The 19,542-nt window shown below is 59.7% G+C and carries 14 protein-coding genes and 2 riboswitches; of the genes, 10 read left to right on the forward strand and 4 right to left on the reverse strand.

Going from position 1 to position 19,542, the window contains the following annotated elements:
* Positions 1-118: 118 nt before the first annotated feature.
* The 5 genes from ppsA to JZM60_RS01775 all read left to right on the forward strand — a co-directional run bounded on the left by ppsA (position 119) and on the right by JZM60_RS01775 (position 7,204).
* Positions 119-2,521, forward strand: coding sequence for a phosphoenolpyruvate synthase (gene ppsA, locus JZM60_RS01755; protein ID WP_207163833.1), 2,403 nt, complete (start codon positions 119-121; stop codon positions 2,519-2,521).
* The gene (locus JZM60_RS01760) at positions 2,518-2,961 is read left to right on the forward strand and encodes an acyl-CoA thioesterase (protein ID WP_207163834.1); all 444 of its coding nucleotides are present in this window, start codon (positions 2,518-2,520) and stop codon (positions 2,959-2,961) included. Before ppsA ends, JZM60_RS01760 begins: the two co-directional genes overlap by 4 nt.
* 30 nt (positions 2,962-2,991) lie before the next feature.
* Positions 2,992-3,219: a hypothetical protein gene (locus JZM60_RS01765; protein ID WP_207163835.1), complete on the forward strand. Its 228-nt coding sequence runs from the start codon at positions 2,992-2,994 to the stop codon at positions 3,217-3,219.
* A 278-nt stretch (positions 3,220-3,497) separates the two neighbouring features.
* Complete coding sequence (locus JZM60_RS01770; RefSeq protein ID WP_241426332.1) at positions 3,498-4,835, forward strand: cytochrome-c peroxidase; 1,338 nt, start codon at positions 3,498-3,500, stop codon at positions 4,833-4,835.
* 209 nt (positions 4,836-5,044) lie between these two features.
* Positions 5,045-5,121: riboswitch (cyclic di-GMP riboswitch) on the forward strand.
* A 232-nt stretch (positions 5,122-5,353) separates the two neighbouring features.
* Positions 5,354-7,204, forward strand: coding sequence for an MG2 domain-containing protein (locus JZM60_RS01775; protein WP_207163837.1), 1,851 nt, complete (start codon positions 5,354-5,356; stop codon positions 7,202-7,204).
* A gap of 81 nt (positions 7,205-7,285) precedes the next feature.
* On the opposite strand, the gene JZM60_RS01780 is transcribed toward JZM60_RS01775, so the two are convergent.
* Complete coding sequence (locus JZM60_RS01780) at positions 7,286-8,767, reverse strand: helicase HerA-like domain-containing protein (RefSeq protein WP_207163838.1); 1,482 nt, start codon at positions 8,765-8,767, stop codon at positions 7,286-7,288.
* Between the two features lie 491 nt (positions 8,768-9,258).
* Here JZM60_RS01780 and JZM60_RS01785 point away from each other — a divergent pair, with 491 nt between their 5' ends.
* The 3 genes from JZM60_RS01785 (at position 9,259) to JZM60_RS01795 (ending at position 13,102) form a co-directional block, all read left to right on the forward strand.
* Positions 9,259-10,341 carry a sensor histidine kinase gene (locus tag JZM60_RS01785; protein ID WP_241426333.1) on the forward strand — a complete coding sequence of 361 codons (1,083 nt, stop codon included), beginning with the start codon at positions 9,259-9,261 and terminating at the stop codon, positions 10,339-10,341.
* Entirely contained in the window at positions 10,338-11,045 is a 708-nt protein-coding gene (locus tag JZM60_RS01790) for a response regulator (protein ID WP_207163840.1), read from the forward strand. Before JZM60_RS01785 ends, JZM60_RS01790 begins: the two co-directional genes overlap by 4 nt.
* A gap of 15 nt (positions 11,046-11,060) precedes the next feature.
* Positions 11,061-11,200: riboswitch (cyclic di-AMP (ydaO/yuaA leader) on the forward strand.
* 81 nt (positions 11,201-11,281) lie between these two features.
* The gene (locus tag JZM60_RS01795; protein ID WP_207163841.1) at positions 11,282-13,102 is read left to right on the forward strand and encodes a KUP/HAK/KT family potassium transporter; all 1,821 of its coding nucleotides are present in this window, start codon (positions 11,282-11,284) and stop codon (positions 13,100-13,102) included.
* Between the two features lie 7 nt (positions 13,103-13,109).
* On the opposite strand, the gene JZM60_RS16825 is transcribed toward JZM60_RS01795, so the two are convergent.
* The 3 genes from JZM60_RS16825 to JZM60_RS01810 all read right to left on the reverse strand — a co-directional run bounded on the left by JZM60_RS16825 (position 13,110) and on the right by JZM60_RS01810 (position 17,541).
* Positions 13,110-14,441 carry a cyclic 2,3-diphosphoglycerate synthase gene (locus JZM60_RS16825; RefSeq protein WP_207163842.1) on the reverse strand — a complete coding sequence of 444 codons (1,332 nt, stop codon included), beginning with the start codon at positions 14,439-14,441 and terminating at the stop codon, positions 13,110-13,112.
* A gap of 134 nt (positions 14,442-14,575) precedes the next feature.
* Positions 14,576-16,252, reverse strand: coding sequence for an ATP-binding protein (locus tag JZM60_RS01805; protein WP_241426419.1), 1,677 nt, complete (start codon positions 16,250-16,252; stop codon positions 14,576-14,578).
* Between the two features lie 251 nt (positions 16,253-16,503).
* Positions 16,504-17,541, reverse strand: a complete 1,038-nt coding sequence (locus JZM60_RS01810; protein ID WP_207163216.1) for an IS630 family transposase — start codon at positions 17,539-17,541, stop codon at positions 16,504-16,506.
* 131 nt (positions 17,542-17,672) lie between these two features.
* Between JZM60_RS01810 and JZM60_RS01815 the strand changes: the two genes are divergently transcribed.
* Both JZM60_RS01815 and JZM60_RS01820 read left to right on the forward strand, forming a co-directional pair.
* Positions 17,673-18,041, forward strand: a complete 369-nt coding sequence (locus JZM60_RS01815; RefSeq protein ID WP_207163843.1) for a response regulator — start codon at positions 17,673-17,675, stop codon at positions 18,039-18,041.
* Between the two features lie 20 nt (positions 18,042-18,061).
* A complete protein-coding gene (locus JZM60_RS01820) occupies positions 18,062-19,483 on the forward strand; it encodes a response regulator (protein ID WP_207163844.1) in 1,422 nt (473 codons plus the stop codon).
* Positions 19,484-19,542: the final 59 nt, after the last annotated feature.

A 19,542-nucleotide genomic window follows, 5' to 3' on the forward strand; every position in this document is an offset into this window, starting at 1 on the left:
TCCATGACTTCGTAGGGGCTAACCTCGTGTTCGCCCTGACCTAGGCGATGACGAGGTTCAGGGCGATCACAAGGATCGCCCCTACAGGACACCTGACCACTCCCGGAGGAGGTCTCCCATGACCTACATCCGCTGGTTCTCTGATATCTCCATCGGCGACGTCCCACTCGTTGGTGGAAAGAACGCCTCCCTGGGGGAAATGTACCGGGAGCTTCGTCCCCTGGGGGTGAAAATTCCCAACGGCTTCGCCGTTACGGCGGAGGCCTACTGGCACCTGATCCGCTCCGCCGGGGTGCTGGACGACATGAAGCGGACCCTGGCGAAACTCCACAAGGAGGACGTGGACGACCTCGCCTTCCGGGGGCACCGGCTCCGGGAGCTGGTCTACGGCGCGCCGCTCCCGGCGGAACTGGCGGCGGAGATTGCGGAGGCCTACCGGGGGCTCTGCGCCGAGTACGGCGAGAACTGCGATGTGGCGGTCCGCAGTTCCGCCACCGCCGAGGACCTCCCCACTGCCTCCTTCGCCGGGCAGCAGGAGACCTACCTGAACATCCGGGGCGAAGCCCAGCTTCTGGACGCCTGCCGCCGCTGCTTCGCATCGCTTTTCACCGACCGGGCCATCTCCTACCGCATCGACCAGGGGTTCGACCACTTCAAGGTTGGGCTCTCCATCGGCATCATGAAGATGGTCCGGTCGGACCTCGCCTCCAGCGGCGTCATCTTCACCCTCGACACCGAGACCGGCTTCCGGGACACGGTCCTGATCACCGGGGCCTGGGGGCTGGGGGAAAACGTGGTGCAGGGGGCCGTGAATCCGGACGAGTTCACGGTTTTCAAGCCGACGCTCCGCCGGGGGTTCCGCCCCATCGTCCGACGCAAGCTCGGTGAAAAGAAGATCAAGATGATTTACGGAACCGGCACATCCAAGCACCTGACCCGGAACGTGGAGGTGCCCGGGGAGGAGCGGAGCCGCTTCTGCCTCACCGACAACGAGGTCCTGGAGCTGGCCCGCCAGGCCCTCCTCATCGAAGAGTACTACTCGAAACGGGCGGGCCATGACGTTCCCATGGACATTGAATGGGCCAGGGACGGGGTTTCGGGCGAGCTCTTCATGGTCCAGGCCCGCCCCGAAACGGTGGAATCCCGGAAGCGGCTCGATTTCCTGGAAACCTACGTTCTTGAGCGGAAGGGGGAAATCCTGGCCACCGGCACCAGCGTCGGCGGAAAGATCGCCGCCGGGCCGGCACGGGTCATAACCGATGTCCACAAGCTGGGCGGATTCAACCCCGGCGAGGTGCTGGTGGCCGATACCACCACACCCGACTGGGAGCCGGTCATGAAGACCGCCGCCGCCATCGTCACCAACAAGGGAGGGCGCACCTGCCATGCCGCCATCGTCAGCCGCGAGCTGGGTATCCCGTCGGTGGTGGGAACCGGTAACGGCACCGGACGGATCGCCACCGGCAAAGAGATAACCGTATCCTGCGCCGAGGGAGACGTGGGGAGCATCTACGACGGCGCTCTCCCCTTCCGGGTGGAACGGGTGGACCTCACAGGGCTGGAGCGGCCCCGGACAAAGATCATGATGAACCTGGGGAACCCGGGGGAGGCATTCTCCCTCTGCCGGATTCCCAACGACGGCGTGGGACTCGCCCGGATGGAGTTCATCATCACCAATCACATAAAGGTCCACCCCATGGCCCTGGTACACCCGGAGCGGGTGGAAGACGAGGCGTCCCGTCGCGAGATCGGCCGCCTCACCGCCGGCTACCCCGACCCGCCCGCCTACTTCGTGGAGAAGCTGGCCGAAGGGATCGGCACCATCGCCGCCGCCTTCCATCCCAAGCCGGTCATCGTCCGGATGAGCGACTTCAAGAGCAACGAATACGCCTCGCTCCTGGGAGGGCGCGCCTTCGAGCCCCGGGAAGAGAACCCCATGATCGGCTTCCGGGGGGCGTCGCGCTACTACGACGAGCGTTACCGGGCGGGGTTCGCCCTTGAGTGTCGCGCCTTGAAGCAGGTTCGGGACGAGATGGGACTCGTGAACGTCATCCCCATGATCCCCTTCTGTCGCCGGATCGTGGAGGCGGAAAAAGTTCTGGGAGAGATGGCGCAAAACGGCCTCGTCCGCGGAGAAAACGGCCTGGAAGTCTACGTCATGTGCGAGATCCCCAATAACGTAATCATGATCGATGAATTCTCGCAGCTCTTCGACGGCTTCTCCATCGGCTCCAACGACCTGACTCAGCTGACGCTCGGCATCGACCGGGACTCGGCCCTGGTGGCCCACGTCTTCGATGAGCGGGACCCCGGCGTCATGCGCCTCATCGCCGACGTGGTTGAGGGGGCGCGGCGCAACCGCCGCCACAGCGGCATCTGCGGCCAGGCCCCCAGCGACTACCCGGATTTCGCGGCCTTCCTGGTCAGGGAGGGAATCGACTCCATCTCCCTGAACCCCGACTCGATCCTGAAGATTACCCTGCGCGTACTGGAGATGGAAAAGGAGATGAAGAAACAATGAACCGAGACTGGACCCTTATCGAGACCCTCCTCCCCCAGGACACCAACCAGGCGGGAAGCATCTTCGGCGGGGTACTCATGAGCCTCATGGACAAGGCGGCGGCCATCACCGCCTGGCGCTACACCCGCTGCGACGTGGTTACTGCCGGAGCCGAGGAAATCGCCTTCATCCGGCCCGTGCGGGTCGGAGAAGTCGTGAAGGTGGAGGCGCGGGTGGTCTGCACCGGCCGGACCTCCATCGACATGGCGGTGACGGTGGAAGCGGAGGATGTCTTCACGGGAGAGAGCCGCGAGGCGGCCCGGGGATATTTCACCATGGTGGCATTGGATAAAGAAGGGAATCCGGCCGAAGTTCCCCATTGGACTCCCGGCACCGACGATGGACGCCGGCAGTGCGAGGCCGCCCTTAAGCGCCGTGCCCGGCGGAGGGAGAGGGAATAGGTCTATACAACATCAACCTCATCCTCCCCCTTGCCCATTGACGCTGCCGCACCGGACCCGGACAGTCTCTTCGCCATCCTCGCCTTCCGCCTAAGGTACCGGATCGACACCTGCGTCGGCCTGAAGCGAGAGCGCCCCTCTCCACCTATTCATCAACAGTCCCGCCTGCAGACCCGCCCGTCCACGTTGATTCTCAGGGATTGCAACGGCACCACCGATTATCCAAAGACTGCAACATACCGTTTCAAGATCGGTTAACCGGGGCGTCCTCCCTGCCGGCATTCACGCCATCTCCGGCCCTCAATCCAACAATCCTCGATGCTCCACAATTGTCCTGCACAATCAGCCGAGCTACGGCATAAAACCAACCGCAATTTATTTACGCACAAATTTTAAGACTAACTCTGATTATCGCCTTCTCAATTCACTCACAATAAATACGGCAATACCCCTATAAGCAAAAAAGCATTAAACCAATACAATGTTTCAACAGCCATCCACAACGAATATGCAACTTCACTGAAAGGAGAATGAACATGAAATTAATGAGGACCACGGCGCTGACTGGTGCATTCCTGCTGGGAGTCACAATGGCTCCATCGGCGGCAGACCTGAATCAAAAGGAAACCCTCGGCAAGAAACTTTTCTTCGACATGAGCCTGTCGGCCAACGGCACCCAGTCATGCGCCAGCTGCCATGCACCCGAGGCGGGCTTCACGGGGCCGGACTCAACCGAAAATGCAAGCCTGGCCATTTACGAAGGCGCCATTCCCAATCATTACGGAAATCGCAAGCCACCTACCGCAACATATGCCGGCGACAGTCCGCCGCTAAGCTATGATGAAGCTACGGGAAGCTGGTCCGGCGGCATGTTCTGGGATGGACGGGCAACGGGTGCAGTCCTCGGCGACCCGCTGGCCGAACAGGCCCAGGGCCCGTACCTGAACCCCCTGGAGCAGGCCATTCCCAACGCCCAGGTCCTCTGCATCAAAGTAAAGAGATCCAGCTACGCCCCCCTCTTCGAGGAAGTGTGGGGAGCCGGCACCCTCAACTGTGCCAGCGATGTGAAGGGTGTGTACGAAAAAATCGGCCGTTCCGTGGCAGCCTACGAACGGAGCTCGGAGGTCAATCCGTTCACTTCGAAATTCGACATGTTCTGGGATAATGCCGTTGCCGCCGGCAAGGATGTCTCAAAGATCAAATGCGGTACCGGCGGCATGGGTGGTGGCGGCGCAGGTGGCGCCATGGGATGCCCCGGCGGAGGAACAGACCCCAATCGCTGGACGGCTTTCCGCGGCCTGGGGCTGGATGACGGCGAACTCCAGGGACTGGCAGCATTCAACGACCCGAATCGTGCGGACTGCGCCGCCTGCCACACCCTTACGCCCGGCCCCAACGGCTATCCGCTCTTCACCAACTTCAGCTACAGCAATATCGGCACCCCGAAAAACCCCCAAAACCCCTTCTACACCATGCCTCCCAAGTGGAACCCCGATGGCGTGAACTGGGTTGACTACGGCTTGGGAGGCTATCTGAAGAGCGCCGGATATGAGGCAACGGTCTATGGACCGGAGATGGGCAAGCATAAGGTGCCGACCCTGCGCAACGTGGACCAGCGTCCCGCACCGGATTTCGTGAAGTCTTACGGCCATAACGGTTTCTTCAAATCCATCGATGACATCGTTTTCTTCTACCACTGGCGTGCTGCCATGGATAACGGCATGGGTGGCGGCGCAGGCAGCGGCATGACCACACTGTTCCCTCCGCCGGAAGTGGATGCAAACCGCGCACCGCTGAACATGTTCCCGCGTCCGCAGGTGGACAGCATCGTCCTCTTTATGAAGACTCTCACCGACGGATATTTTGCGCGGTAAGGATCAACGCCATAACAAAGAGGCGACTCTGGCAGCAATGTTTTCGTTCCACCCATAACAAAAGGCCGGAAACCGAAGCACGAAATGATTTCGGCAGGTTTCCGGCCTTTTCGTCCCATAATGCAAAAAAAATTAAAGTTGCATTCTAATATTCCGATATGATAAATACGGTATCAATTACAGCAGCGTAACAACCTCATATCAGAGATAGACGACAATACTAAACCATCCGCGAGGATGGGACGGAAAACCCATTGGGTCTCACCGAGACAGCCGGGTCGCCGAACTATCGTTTCTACGGACGATACCAAGGCCCCGGCTTTTTTGCGTCTTGTTATAGCGAAACCGAAGGGAGGTGAAACCCAACCGACAACCGTACGACAAAGAAATGAAGCCGCGGGATTGACAACGATCCACCTAAAACCGTGTCGTCAGATACCCAAAAAGAAACGTTCACTTCAACAACGAACCTCAAGCACCGTGGCGGCGACCGAGCCGTATGAGAAGAGGCCAACCGTATGCAGAAAAAACGTTTTACCTATCGGTATCTTTACTTTTGTGTGGCAATGCTGGCGATCCTGGTGGTCCCGGCATTGGCCTGCGCGGCAAACCTGGTCATTAAAATGACGACCGACAAGACATCATACCTTCAGGGCAATGCGGTGCTGGTCACCGCCCTTGTAACATCGGCCGACGGCAAACCGGTGACGACGGCAAAGAAACGCGAAGTGAAAATCATCGATCCCCAGGGAGTAACGGTCGCGAAAAGAACCATGACCAGCACGGGCAACGGCTCCTATTCCTACAAGCACACTCTCGCCTCCAGTGCGCCAACCGGCACCTGGCGGGCACTGACGGCCTTCGAAGCAACAAGCGGCAGTGGCGAGGGTTCGGTTTCGTTCAGTGTCGTCAAGGACGCTCCCCCCACCACCGGCACCCCCCACGCGAACATCACATGGAATGGCGCCGGCACCTGTGTTGCCTGCCACAGCGCCCAGGCAACGCAAGTCCACGCCTCGGTCCACTACCAATGGAAGGGGGCCACGCCGGCCATCACCAACCACAACGGTGGCGGCGGAAAGATTGCCGGGGCCATGAATGCCTACTGCATCAACATCACCGGCAACTGGAACAGTTGCAGCAACTGTCACGTGGGACGCGGCGCACAGCCCACCGCCACCTCCGACCAGGCCCAACGGGAGAACATCGACTGTCTCGTCTGTCACCAGGAGAAGTACAAGCGGGTGAAAGTAAACGGCGTCATGGTCCCCGATACGGCCAAGATGACCATCACCATGGACCAGGCGGTGCAGACCGTCCACAAGCCTACCCGCGCCAGCTGTCTCCAGTGCCACGCCACGGCCGGCGGCGGCGACGGCGTTAAACGGGGCGACCTGGCCCTGGCCCACGGCAGCACCACCGACCGCGCCTATGACGTCCACATGGCTACTACCGGTGCCAACCTCACCTGCCAGGGGTGCCACGCAACCAGCGAACACCAGATCCCCGGCCGCGGCAGCGACCTTCGTCCGACCGAAGGCGCCATGCCGGTGAGCTGCGCCACCACCGCCTGCCATGCCACCAAAACCGGCACCGGCGGCCACGCCACCACCGACATCAACAAACACATGGCCCGGGTCGCCTGCCAGACCTGCCATATCGGGACCTATGCCCGCAACGCCTTCGACACCGCCGCCACCGAGGCCACCGAAGTATTCCGCGACTGGCAGCAGCCCCACCTGGGGACTACCGGCACCTACCATCCGCTCATGCAGATGCAGAACGACCTGACACCGGTCTACACCTTCTGGAACGGCACCTCCTGGGCCTACGACCTCTTCGATATCGCTACTCCCGACCCGGCCACCGGCAACTACCCGGTCAGCCGTCCCCTGGGCGGGATCAACGATCCCAAGGCCAAGCTTTATCCGTTCAAGTACAAGACCGCCAGCCAGCCCCTGGCAACCCTGACCAATCAGCTGATCCCGGTGGACACCAGCGTCTACTTCGCCACCGGCAACCTCTACAACGCCATCAACTCGGGGCTCGTGAACCTTGGGCTCACCGCCGGCGCTCCCTACCAGATGGTCACCACCGACGAGTACCAGGTGCTGAACCACGAAGTTAAGACCAAGGACAAAGCCCTAGCCTGCACCGACTGCCACGGCTCCACGGCCCTCATGAACCTGAAACAGCTCGGCTACACCCTCAAAGGGGCAGAGTCTGTAGTCTGCATCCAGTGCCACAGCTTCAAATCCAACCCTGGCTTCACATCGGTGCACAGCAAGCACGTGGCAAGCAAGCAGTACGACTGCTCCTTCTGCCACGCCTTCAGCCGTCCCGAACGGGGGCTGAGAACCACGAAGTAGCATTCCCTCCTGCAAGACAGCAAAAAGGGCGGCCCCACGGGGGGTCGCCCTTTTTGCGTGCCATCAAGCTGCGGCCTGACGCTATCGCCGCTTTCCCCCAAAGATTGACCCCAGCACCCCCCGGATGATCTGGCGCCCCACCTGGCTGCCGATGGCGTGGGCCGCGCTTTTTGCAAAGGCCCCGAGCACCGTCCCCACCTGGCCGGCCACTTCGCTCCTGCCCCCCTGCACCGGCGCCGGTGCCGCAGCAGCCTCGGCGGCAGCGGCCGCGGCGGCAGCTTGGGCCTTTGCCTGGAGCGCCTCGTGGGCCGACTCCCGGTCCACAACCTTTTCGTAGAATCCCGCCAGGGGCGAACGGGCTATGACCGCCGTCCGCTCGGCGCCGGAAAGGGGGGCAAAGCGGCTCTGGGGGGGACAGACCAGGGCCCGCTCCACCACGGTTGGGGTCCCCTTCTCGTCCAGGACCGACACCAGCGCCTCCCCTACCCCCAGTTCCGTGATGACCGTTGCCACGTCGAGCCCCGGATTGGCCCGGAAGGTTTCGGCCGCGGCCTTTACCCCCTTCTGGTCCTTGGGGGTGAAGGCCCGCAGGGCGTGCTGGACCCGGTTCCCCAACTGCCCCAGCACCGTGTCGGGAAGGTCCACGGGGTTCTGGGTCACGAAGTAGATCCCCACCCCCTTTGAGCGGATGAGCCGCACCACCTGCTCGATCTTGTCCACCAGGGCCTTGGGGGCGTCGTCGAAGAGGAGGTGGGCTTCATCGAAGAAGAAAACCAGCTTCGGCTTCTCCGGGTCGCCGGCCTCGGGGAGCTGCTCGAAAAGCTCCGAGAGCATCCAGAGGAGGAAGGTGGCGTAGAGCTTGGGCGACTGCATCAGCTTGTCGGCGGCCAGGATGTTGATTACCCCCCGGCCGTCGGAGTCGGTCTGGATGAAGTCCTGGAGGTTCAGGGCCGGCTCCCCGAAGAACCGGTCGGCCCCCTGCTCTCCCAGGGCAAGAAGATTCCGCTGGATGGCGCCAATGCTGGCGGCGGAGATGTTGCCATAGGCGGTCTGGAACTCGGCGGCGTTGTCCCCCACGTGCCGGACCATGGCCTGGAGGTCCTTGAAGTCCAGGAGCAGCAGGCCGTTGTCGTCGGCCACCTTGAAGATGACGTTGAGGACCCCGCTCTGGACATCGTTCAGGTTCAGGAGACGCGACAGGAGGAGCGGCCCCATCTCCGATACCGTGGTCCGGACCGGGTGCCCCTGCTCACCGAAGACGTCCCAGAAAACCACGGGGAAACCGCCGTAGGCGAACCCCTCCAGCCCCATCTTCGCCACCCGTTCGGCCACCTTGGGGTTCTCGTCCCCCGGCAGGGCCAGCCCCGACAGGTCTCCCTTCATGTCGGCCATGAATACCGGCACGCCGATTGAACTGAACCGCTCGGCCAGAACCCGCAGCGACACCGTCTTTCCGGTGCCGGTGGCCCCGGCCACAAGGCCGTGGCGATTGGCCATTTTCGGCAGAAGAGAGACCTCCTTCTCCCCCTTGGCTATCAAAAGTGCTTCCAGTGCAGTACCCATGGATCATCCCCCCTCAACACACGAATTATTTGGTTCAACAGTATACACGCCGAAGTGCTTCGGCGCATCTCCCCGTCAACGAATCTCCGTCTTTATGGAATCTTTATGAACTTCCTCCCCATCTTGACACCCATTTTACGCCACATCTTCTATGCTTGCATTTAGTCTATATCAGGTACCAGCGGGATATTACAGAGGCCTTGCATCATGCGTATCTACTATTACTGCACGGAAACAGGTATCTACCAGGGCGAGGGTTTTCAGGAAGATAACGCGACGACAACAGAACCTGGTATAACGGCCATCGCTCCGCCCCCATACGGAAAAGGGGAGGTCGCGGTGTACGATGCAGATGCAGGATACTGGACTCTCTTGAAAGTGCGCCGGCAAGAATCGCCCCCAATGGCATGATGTTTTCCACGACAGTGGCGGAACGCCAAAAAAACTGGTACTCTGGACGCAACCTACCAAGCCGCTCCCGGGACATACCAGTGAACCTTTTCGGTGCCGCAACCGGTTATATCTTCAGCCTCGTGCTAGTGGTCATTGCCACGCTGGTCTGCGAGGTTATCCGCCCCTATCTGGTGCCGACCAACATGGTCATGGTCTACCAGCTGGCAGTTGTCGTAGCAGCAGTGAAACTGGGGCTGCGGCCGGCCATCGCCACGGCGTTCCTGGGGGTACTGGCCTTCGATTTTTTCTTTGTCCCGCCACGCTTTACCTTCAGCGTCGCCGACAAGGAATATCTGATAACCTTCTTCGGGTTATTCGTCGTGGGGGTCATCATCAGCTCCCTAGTGGCCAAAGTTCGGGAGCAGTCCCAGGAACAGGCGCGCCTCTCCCGGCAGGCGGAGCAGGCACGCATCCTCCAGGCCAGGGAGAACCTGGAACGGGCGCTGCTCAACTCCATCTCCCACGACCTGCGGACCCCCTTGGTTTCCATCACCGGAGCCCTGTCCGCCCTGAAGGGGGAAGGGGAACGGCTAAGCGACCAGGCACGGAGGGAACTCCTGGAAACCGCCTTCGACGAGGCGGAGCGCCTCAACCGGTTCGTCGGCAACCTGCTCGACATGACTCGCATCGAAGCCGGCGCCATCAGGCTGAATATGGAGCCGAGCGACATACAGGAACTGGTGGGGTGCGCCCTGGCCGCCATGGAAAAGCGCCTCGGCGACCGGGAGGTTACCGTTGAGCTTTCCCCCGGACTGCCGCTGGTTTCCCTCGACATGGTGCTCATGAACCAGGTGCTCGTGAACCTTCTGGACAATGCCAACAAGTACGCGCCGGCACAAAGTCCTATTGAAATTCAGGCATCGGTCAGAGAGGGGTGGCTCTGCCTGGAGGTGACGGACCGGGGTCCCGGCGTCCCCCCGGATGAACTGGGCCGACTCTTCGACAAGTTCTACCGCATCCCGGTCCCCGAGAGAGTAGGCGGCACCGGCCTGGGTCTCTCCATCTGCAAGGGGATTGTGGAAGCCCACGGGGGCAAAATCAGGGGAGAAAACCGTAACGGAGGAGGGCTTCGCATAGAGATCCTCCTGCCGTTGACGCAACCGGTTAGCGAGAAGCCATGACCGCAGCAGCTGAAAAAAGTAGCGGGCACCGCCTCCTGGTGATCGACGACGAGGCCGCCATCCGCCGATTTCTCCATTCCGCCCTGTCGTCGGAGGAATTCAGCCTCCACGAGGCGGCGACCGGGCACGCCGGGCTGTCCGCCGCCGCCGCGTTCAGACCCGACGTGATCCTCCTTGACCTGGGGCTCCCCGACCTGGACGGCATCGACGTCATCCGCCGGATCCGGGAATGGTCGCAGGTGCCCATCATCATCCTGTCGGTACGGGAGCGGGAGAGCGACAAGGTGGCTGCCCTGGACGCGGGAGCGGATGATTACCTATCGAAGCCCTTCGGCGTGGGCGAACTGCTGGCCCGGATCAGGGCCTCCCTGCGGCGCGCCGCCACATCCGAGTCCGAGCCGGTATTCGCCAGCGGCGACCTGCTCGTGGACCTCAACTTGCGCCGGGTGATCCTGGACGGAACCGAGATCCAGCTGACCCCCACGGAGTACGACCTCTTGCGGCTGCTGATAAGCCATGCGGGAAAGGTGCTGACCCACAGCCAGATCCTCAGGCAGATATGGGGAATCGCTCACCATGAGCAGCCCCACGTGCTCCGGGTCACCATAAGCAATCTGCGGAAAAAGATCGAGCGGGACCCATCTCGACCCAAATTCATCATCACCGAGCCGGGAGTGGGATATCGCCTGAAAACCGCCGAGTAGAGCACCACGACAACTGAATCACGTACGCCGAGATCCGTTCTGATGAAAGGATGCGGGGGAACCACTTTTGGGGCGAGTTCCGGCACAGCCGCCGGATAGAGGACTTTCAGCCTCGAGCCCGTCAGCTAACCTCGTAGGCAACTGGAAGGGCACGACAGCGGCTAGATGGCCGCCGGCGGCGGCCGGCGGCTTTTCCGTTTCCCGACCCTTCACGCATATCATCCGGGAGGCACACAATGAATCATTCTGAAGGAAGCTCATACTGGGGGGGCATTGTCAAATCAATGGGGCTGGTGTTCGGCGACATCGGCACGAGCCCCATCTACACCCTCACCGTCATATTCGCCCTCACCAAACCCACCGTGGACAACGTCTTCGGCATCCTCTCCCTGGTATTCTGGACCATGACCATCCTCGTCACCGCCGAGTATGCCTGGCTCGCCATGAGCCTGGGGCGCAAGGGCGAAGGGGGAACCATCGTCCTTAAGGAAATCCTGGTGCGGATGCTCAAGTCGGGGCGACAGCTGGGCTTCGTGGTATTTCTATCCTACATCGGAGTCTGCCTTCTGCTGGGGGACGGGGTCATCACCCCCGCCATCTCCATCCTTTCGGCCGTGGAGGGGATGGTCCTCATCCCCGGCCTGGAGGCAACGCAGCAGGGAACCCTCATCCTCATCGCCGCCATTATCGCCGTGGGGCTCTTCGTCGTTCAATTCAAGGGGACCGACAAGGTGGCCGGGGCATTCGGCCCCATCATGGTGGTCTGGTTCACGTCCCTCACCATCTCGGGCCTCACGTCAGTCGTTACCATGCCCTCCATAGTGGCGGCGGTGAGCCCCCACTATGCCCTCAACTTCATGCTCCACCACGGGCTGGCCGGCTTTTTCGTCCTCTCGGAGGTGATTCTCTGCGCCACCGGCGGCGAGGCCCTCTACGCCGACATGGGGCACCTGGGGCGCAAGCCGATTCTGCGGGCCTGGTATTTCGCCTTCACCGCCCTGATCATCAACTATTTCGGCCAGGGGGTATTCCTCCTCTCCCACCCCGAAGCGAAAAACTACCTCTTCGGCATGGTGCAGCACCAGGCGCCACAGCTCTACATCCCGTTCCTCATCCTCACCATCCTCGCCACCATCATCGCCTCCCAAGCCATGATCAGCGGGGTATTCTCCGTGGTCTACCAGGGAATAACCACCCGCATCATGCCGCTGCTGAAGGTGGACTTCACCTCCACGCACCTCAAATCCCAGATCTACATCAGTTCCATCAACTGGATCCTGATGCTGGCGGTGCTCTTCATCATGCTCCTTTTCAAAAAATCCGAGAACCTGGCGGCGGCCTACGGTCTGGCGGTTACCGGCACCATGACCATCACCGGCATCATGATGATCATGATTTTCTCCCGCACCACCAAAAAGTGGAAAGTTCCCCTTGCCGTCGTAATCACGCTGGTGGACCTGATCTTCTTCGTCTCCTGCATGAACAAGATTCCCCACGGCGGCTACTGGTCCATTGTTCTGGCATCGATCCCCTTTGTCACCATCCTCGTCTGGACCAGGGGGCAACGGGCCCTCTACCGGGCATTGAAGCCCCTGGACTTCGAAACTTTCCGTTTCGCCTACGAACAGATTTACGCCAAGGGTAAAAACATCCCCGGCACCGGCCTCTTCTTCGTGAAGGAGTGGAATACCGTCCCCCCCTACGTGGTGCACTGCATCATCCGCAGCAACATCATCTATGAGCGCAACGTCCTCATCTCCATCGTCCGCACCGACGAACCCTTCGGCCAGGAGATAATGCTCAAGACCGGCCTGGCCACGGGTATCGACGTCTTCGAGATTCAGGCCGGCTACATGGAAATTCTGGATATCGAGGCAAGGCTCAAGGAAAACGGCATCAGCGAGAAGGTCATCTTCTACGGCGTCGAGGATATCGCCACCGACAACCCGATCTGGAAGCTCTTTGCCACCCTCAAGCGCCAGACCCCGAACTTCGTCCAGTTCTACCGGATTCCGGCGGCCAAGCTTCAGGGGGTGGTGACGCGGGTGGAGATGTAGGGCTCGCTTACCGGATGGAACGACTGTCCAAGAACGACTCGAACACCCTCCGAAGGGGCTTCCCCCCACTTTCGGCCACGTTGTAGAAGGCCCGCAGCACCGGTCGCCCCGTGCCGATGAGACGGGCGATGTCGATGGGGGTGGCGGCGACTACCAGGTCGCACGGCACTGCCTCCATTGTCCGGGCCAGGTCGGCCACCTGGGCGGGGCTGTAACCCATGGCAGGGAGGACCGGGCCGATGTGGGGCCAGGCGGCGTAGACCTCCCGCAGGGACCCTACCGCCCAGGGACGGGGGTCGATTACTTCCGCGGCCCCGTGCTGCAGGGCCGCGGCAAGGCCGGCGCCGGAGGCCATGGAGCCGTGGGTGATGGTGGGACCGTCCTCGATGACCAGCACCCGCTTCCCCCTGATCCGCTCCCCTTCGGCCACCGTGATGACCGAATCCGTCCGCACCAGCCGGGCCGACGGGTTCGCCCGCCGCGCCGCCCCCTCCACCGCCGCTACGGCCGCCGGATCGGCGGCATTGACCTTGTTCACCACCACCACTTCCGCCCGGCGCAGGTTCACCTCCCCCGGATACCAGGAGGTCTCGTGACCCGGCCGCAGGGGATCCGCCACCACGATTTCCAGATCGGGGCGGAAGAAGGGGAGGTCGTTGTTGCCGCCGTCCCAGATGATGAGCTTCGCCTCCCTCTCGGCCCGCCGCAGGATCCGCCGGTAGTCCACCCCGGCGTAGACTATGGCCCCGTGGTCCAGGAGATGCTCGTACTCCTCCCGCTCCTCGATGGTGCAGTGGAAGCGGTCCAGGTCCGCCCCGTGGTCCAGACGCTCCACCGCCTGGGCGGCAAGGTCGCCGTAGGGCATGGGGTGGCGCACCACCACGGGGCGGATTCCCCGCTCCCGGAGGATGTCGCAGAAGTAGCGGACCACCTGGCTCTTGCCGCACCCGGTCCGCACCGCGCAGACCGACACCACGGGGAGCCGGCTTTTGAGCATGGTGGCGTCGGGCCCCAGCAGGACGAAATCAGCGCCGCGGGCCAATGCTTGGGATGACGTGTGCATGAGGCGCTCGTGGGAAATGTCGCTGTAGGCGAACACCACCTGCTCCGCCCTGAGGCGGCGAATCACCGCTTCCAGCTGCTCTTCGGGAAAAATGGGAATACCGTGGGGATAGAGCTTTCCGGCCAGCTCCGCCGGGTAGCGCCGATTGCTGATATAGGGAATTTGAGCCGCGGTGAAGGCAACCACCCGATAGGCGTAGTTGTCCCGGAAGCAGCAGTTGAAATTGTGGAAGTCCCGCCCCGCCGCCCCCATGATGATGATCCGTTTCCGCTTCATGGCGTCCCTCCTTGCCGAAAATGGTACCACAGGAAGCGCCCGATGCAGGCGGTGCCATTGACAAAGGCCGGTCCGGGGGGTTTACTTGATAAAAATTTTAAACTCAGGAAATGATGGATGTTGCGCACGGGAGACTAGCCCGGCACAGCCGGAAGCATGAAACAAAAGGTGCTCCCCTCCCCTTGACGGCTTTCAACCGAAATGCTCCCACCCATCAACTCGACCAGCCGCTTGCAGATGGAGAGCCCCAGCCCAGTTCCTTCGTATTTTCGGCTCAAACCGGTATCAACCTGGTGAAACGGTTTGAACAGGCTGTCCATATCGTCGGCCTTGATGCCGATGCCGGAGTCGGTGACACTGGTAACGTACCAGTCAGAATTACGGGAACAACGGACAACAATCGCCCCCTGGTCGGTAAATTTCACGGCATTGCTGAGCAGATTCAGAAGCACCTGCTCCACCCGCCGCTGGTCGCTGACGATGTTTCCCACATCCTCGGCAATCTCCAGGGACAGCATCAGCCCCTTCTTGTCCGCCAGAGAGCTTACGGATTGGACGACTTTCTCAATTGAGTCCGCCAGTTCGAAGGGCTCAGGGGATATCTTCAGCTGCCCCGCTTCGATCTTTGAAATATCCAGGATGTCGCTGATAAGATTGAGAAGGTGATTGGCGCTACGCCTGACCATGTTCAACTGTTTTGACTGTTCGGCGTTAATGGGTCCCCCCAGCCCCTGCAGGAGAATGCCGGTAAAACCGATGATGGAATTGAGAGGGGTGCGCAGTTCGTGGGACATGGTGGCAAGAAAGGCGGATTTCAGCTGATCGGCCGCCTCGGCCCGCTCTTTGGCGACGGCGAGCTCGGCAGTCCGCTCGGCCACAAGATCCTCCAGCCCCTCCCGGTATTTCCGCAACTTTTCTTCGGCAGCCTTACGCTCGGCCAACTCCTGCTCCAGCTGCGACGTACGCAGCTTGACGGTACGCCGCAGCGTCCGGGTCCACAAAGTAAACCCGGCAGCCATCACTATCACCGTCACGACCAGAACCAGGCCCAAAACTTGCAGCCATACCGGCAGTTCAAAACGGACCTTTTCGGATGTCCAACGTTCCAGTGATGCGTAATAGGGCGACCGGGGATCCTTTTTCATGTCCGAGAGGTAACGGTCGATGACTTTCAGCAATTCGCCGTGCTCGTTCCTTGGGGCAGCGAAAAAGAAAGTGGCCGGGTCGAACATGATCGGCGTATCTTCGAGCCCGGATTCCCTTGCATGGCTCAATCCGTAGAAGCGGTTGGTGACGCCGGCATCGACCTTGCCTTTGGCAATCATGTCAAACTCAGTCTTGTAATCGGCAACGGGGACAAGGGTGATATTCAGCTCGAACCCTTTCGCAAGCCTCCTGAAGGTTTCAAGCTGAATCGTCTGCTCCAGGGCGGCCACCCGCTTGCCGTTCAGGTCCAGTATCGATTGGATCCCGCTCCCTTTGCGGGCGTACACCTGAGACCAGGCGGTGAGCACCGGGATCTTGTGGAAGGAGTAAATTTTCTCGCGTTCCGTAGTGTATGCCACGTCCGGCATCAGATCGATCTTTCCATTTTCCAGACGAGCCAGCCCTTCAGCCCATGTGCCGCGCACATAGCGCAGATTCCATCCTTCCGTCTCCGCGATATGCTCGATAATATCGATGAAGATGCCCGATGGCTTGCCGGATTCGTCAGTGAATACCTTGGGGGGGTTTTCATAAACGCCGACGGTCACAAGCTTCGCATCGGCCCCCGCCGAAGAAATTGCAATACATTGCACGATGAGCAACATCACGAAAAGCGCTGGCAATTGGATTCGAAACGGTGTACTGAACTTTGTAATCATCATGTATACTCCGGCAATCAAGCCCAGCATCAAGCTGACATGGCGAAATTCGATGCCGCAAAAACGGCGGCCCGCGATCCGGAAACCAACGATATAAGGATTGTAAAACTTTAAATTTATACTACCGTATCACAAAATCATCCCCATGTGCATCTGTGGCATGCATGCGTTATTGCTCCGGTGATTAAACGTTCAAATCAGGCAGCATAGGCGATCTTTGGATGCCTGAAGTAGTTTCGGACATGTTGTGGCCTATTTTGAAGTTTTCGCATGAATGATCTGGTTTTCTTGGTCAGTTCCTTCTCTGATCGAGGAGGAAGCCCAGACCGGATACAATGCTTGAGGTCCCCATTGAGATACTCATCGGGATTGAGTTCCGGCGAGTACGAGGGGAGATAAAAGACCTCGATTTGGTCTTTGTTCTCCAACAGCCAGTCTTTGACCATTTTGCTGTGGTGCACCCGTAAGTTGTCCAAAATCAGAAACACCTTGCGGCCCGCATCCTTGATCAACCGAGACATGAATTTAATCAGCACCTGGGCAGTCATGGTTTCCCGGTACATCATGAACCGGACTTTCCCCTGATTTGTAATGGATGAGATCATGTTGACCCGGCTTTTCGTGGCGTTAATTCGCACGACTGGCGTTTTCCCTTTGGGGGCAAAACCTTTGGTATTGTAAGCATCGTTCTGAATGCCGGTCTCGTCACCCCAGTGAATTTCGGCCTTTTCCTGTTTGGCGCGGGCCTGAATCTGGGGGTAGACCGTCTCATGCCACTGTTGAACCGCCTTTGGGTTTTGCTCGTAGGCTCTTTTCGTCGGTTTCTGAGGGGTAAAGCCCCACCGCTTCAGATAGTCGGTGATGGTTCGTAGCGGCAAATCTATGCCGTAATGTTGCTTGATTGCCAACCGTACGGCATCACGGGTCCAGAGTGCGAAGGACAATTTCAACTGATCGGGCGTCTTATCGACTAGCAACTTCTGGATATCAGCCTCTTGCATGGCTGTCAGTTCTCGTTGTTCCCCGTGACGGCGACCACGAACCCCTGGCTTGATGGCATCCAGACCGCCACGTTGGTACTTTTTCCAGATCGTACTGATGTAGGTTGAACACAAACCGACGATTTCTGAAATGGCTTGATTGTCCAGTTCGCCTTTTTCTTTGAGACGAACGACTTGCTTGCGAAGTTCATACTGTGTTTCTTGATTTAGCTTGCGGGCATCTGTAGTTTTCATGCCCGAAGTATATCACAAATTATAGTAAATTTGAATATTTATTCACCGAGTCAATAACATCGAAAATCATGCCGGAGGCCTTCCCCTTACGTTTTGCACGAACTGCATAGCTCAACCGAAAGGATTATGCCGTGGAAAACAAAATCCTCATCATCGAAGACAATGATCAGAACCTGTACCTGCTGACATTCATTCTGGAAAAGCACGGCTATGAAGTCTTTGCCGCCAGGGACGGGATCGAGGGGATTGCCGCTGCCGGCAGGGTCAGGCCGGCACTCATACTCCTCGACATCCAGCTGCCCGAAATGGACGGATACGACGTAGCCCGCAACCTCAGGGCCAACCCGGCCCTGGCAGAAGTTCCCATAGTCGCCGTCACCTCATACGCCATGGCCGGCGACCGTGAAAAGGCGCTGCTGGCAGGTTGTACGGGCTATCTTGAGAAACCCATCAATCCAGACACATTCATGCAGCAGGTAAGGGAACACCTCCCCTCCTGACCGTTTAACGGAGACCGCGCATGTCACGAATTCTGATTGTCGACGACAACGAGCAAAACCTCTATATGCTGGAAGTTTTACTTTCCGCCAATGGCTTTCAGGTACTCTCCGCGCCAAATGGGGCCGAGGCGCTGTCAATGGCCCGGAACTCGCCCCCCGACCTCATCATCAGCGATATTCTCATGCCGGTCATGGACGGGTATGCATTCTGCCGCGAATGCAAAAAATCGGACCGGCTGAAAAATATTCCCTTCATATTTTACACCGCAACATTTACCGAAGAAGACGACCGGAAACTCGCCCTGAGTCTTGGTGCCGACTGCTTTCTCCTCAAGCCTACGGAACCGGAAGAATTGATGCGGATTGTCCGTAGCCTGCTCGCCGCAACGGAGTCCGGGGTCCACGGAGGAGCACCGGGAGAAGAGGAAGAAGACGGGCACTTTCGCGAATATAGCGAAGCGCTGTTCCGTAAACTGCAAAAGAAGATGGTTGATCTGGAAAAGACCAACCACGAATTGGAACACGAAATTCGCGAACGGAAGAATGCGGAAAAAGAGTTGCAGCAGTTGAACCATGCTCTCGAAGAACGGGTTGCCGAGCGCACGGCCCTCCTTGCCGCAACCAACGAACAGTTGCGGGAGGAAGTCACACGGTCCAAACAGGCCCAGGAAGAAATCGCCCTGCTGAATGATGTCCTGTTGAAACGGACCGCATCCCTCGAGATGCTGAACCGGGAACTGGAGGCTTTCAGCTCGGCGGTGACCCACGACCTCCGGGCGCCCCTCCGCAGCATTACCGGCTATACCGCCATCGTCCGCGAGGAGTGCGGGGAAGCGGTCGGGGAAGCGGTGCTTGAATACCTCAGAAGGATCGAGAGGAACACCTCCAGGATGAACGAACTGATTGACGCCCTGCGGGGATTGTCGCAGGCCAGCTCTGCCACGATACATCCCAACATGGTCGACCTGAGCGATATTGCCAGCGAGATCGCTACAGCGCTTCATGAAGGGAACCCGGAACGTCAGGTGACATTTGCCATAGCCGACGGCGTGGCGGCAGAAGCAGACCGGCCCCTTATCAGATCAGCCCTTGAGAATCTTCTGAATAACGCCTGGAAATACACCCGCCGGAAAGAAACCGCTCGGATCGAATTCGGCATCATTGAGAACGATCAACGCGTCTATTTTGTCAAAGACAACGGCGCCGGTTTTGACATGAGGTACGTTTCAAAACTTTTCACTCCCTTCCAGCGCTTGCATCATCAAGAAGAGTTCGAAGGAACGGGAGTCGGGCTGGCAACAGTCCAGCGGATCGTTCACCGCCACGGAGGCAACATCTGGGCGGAAGGAAAGGTGGAGGAAGGAGCAACCTTCTATTTCACGCTCGGCCGGGCAGTGCCCGATTGGCAGAGTGAAGCCGCCATCGGGACAGTCTCCCACTAACAGGAAACACCCCACCTGGCACGGGCAGGCACATCATCGAGCGGAACCGGGTAAACACC

The sequence above is a fragment of the Geobacter benzoatilyticus genome (genome assembly GCF_017338855.1).
Classification (GTDB): Bacteria; Desulfobacterota; Desulfuromonadia; order Geobacterales; family Geobacteraceae; genus Geobacter; species Geobacter benzoatilyticus.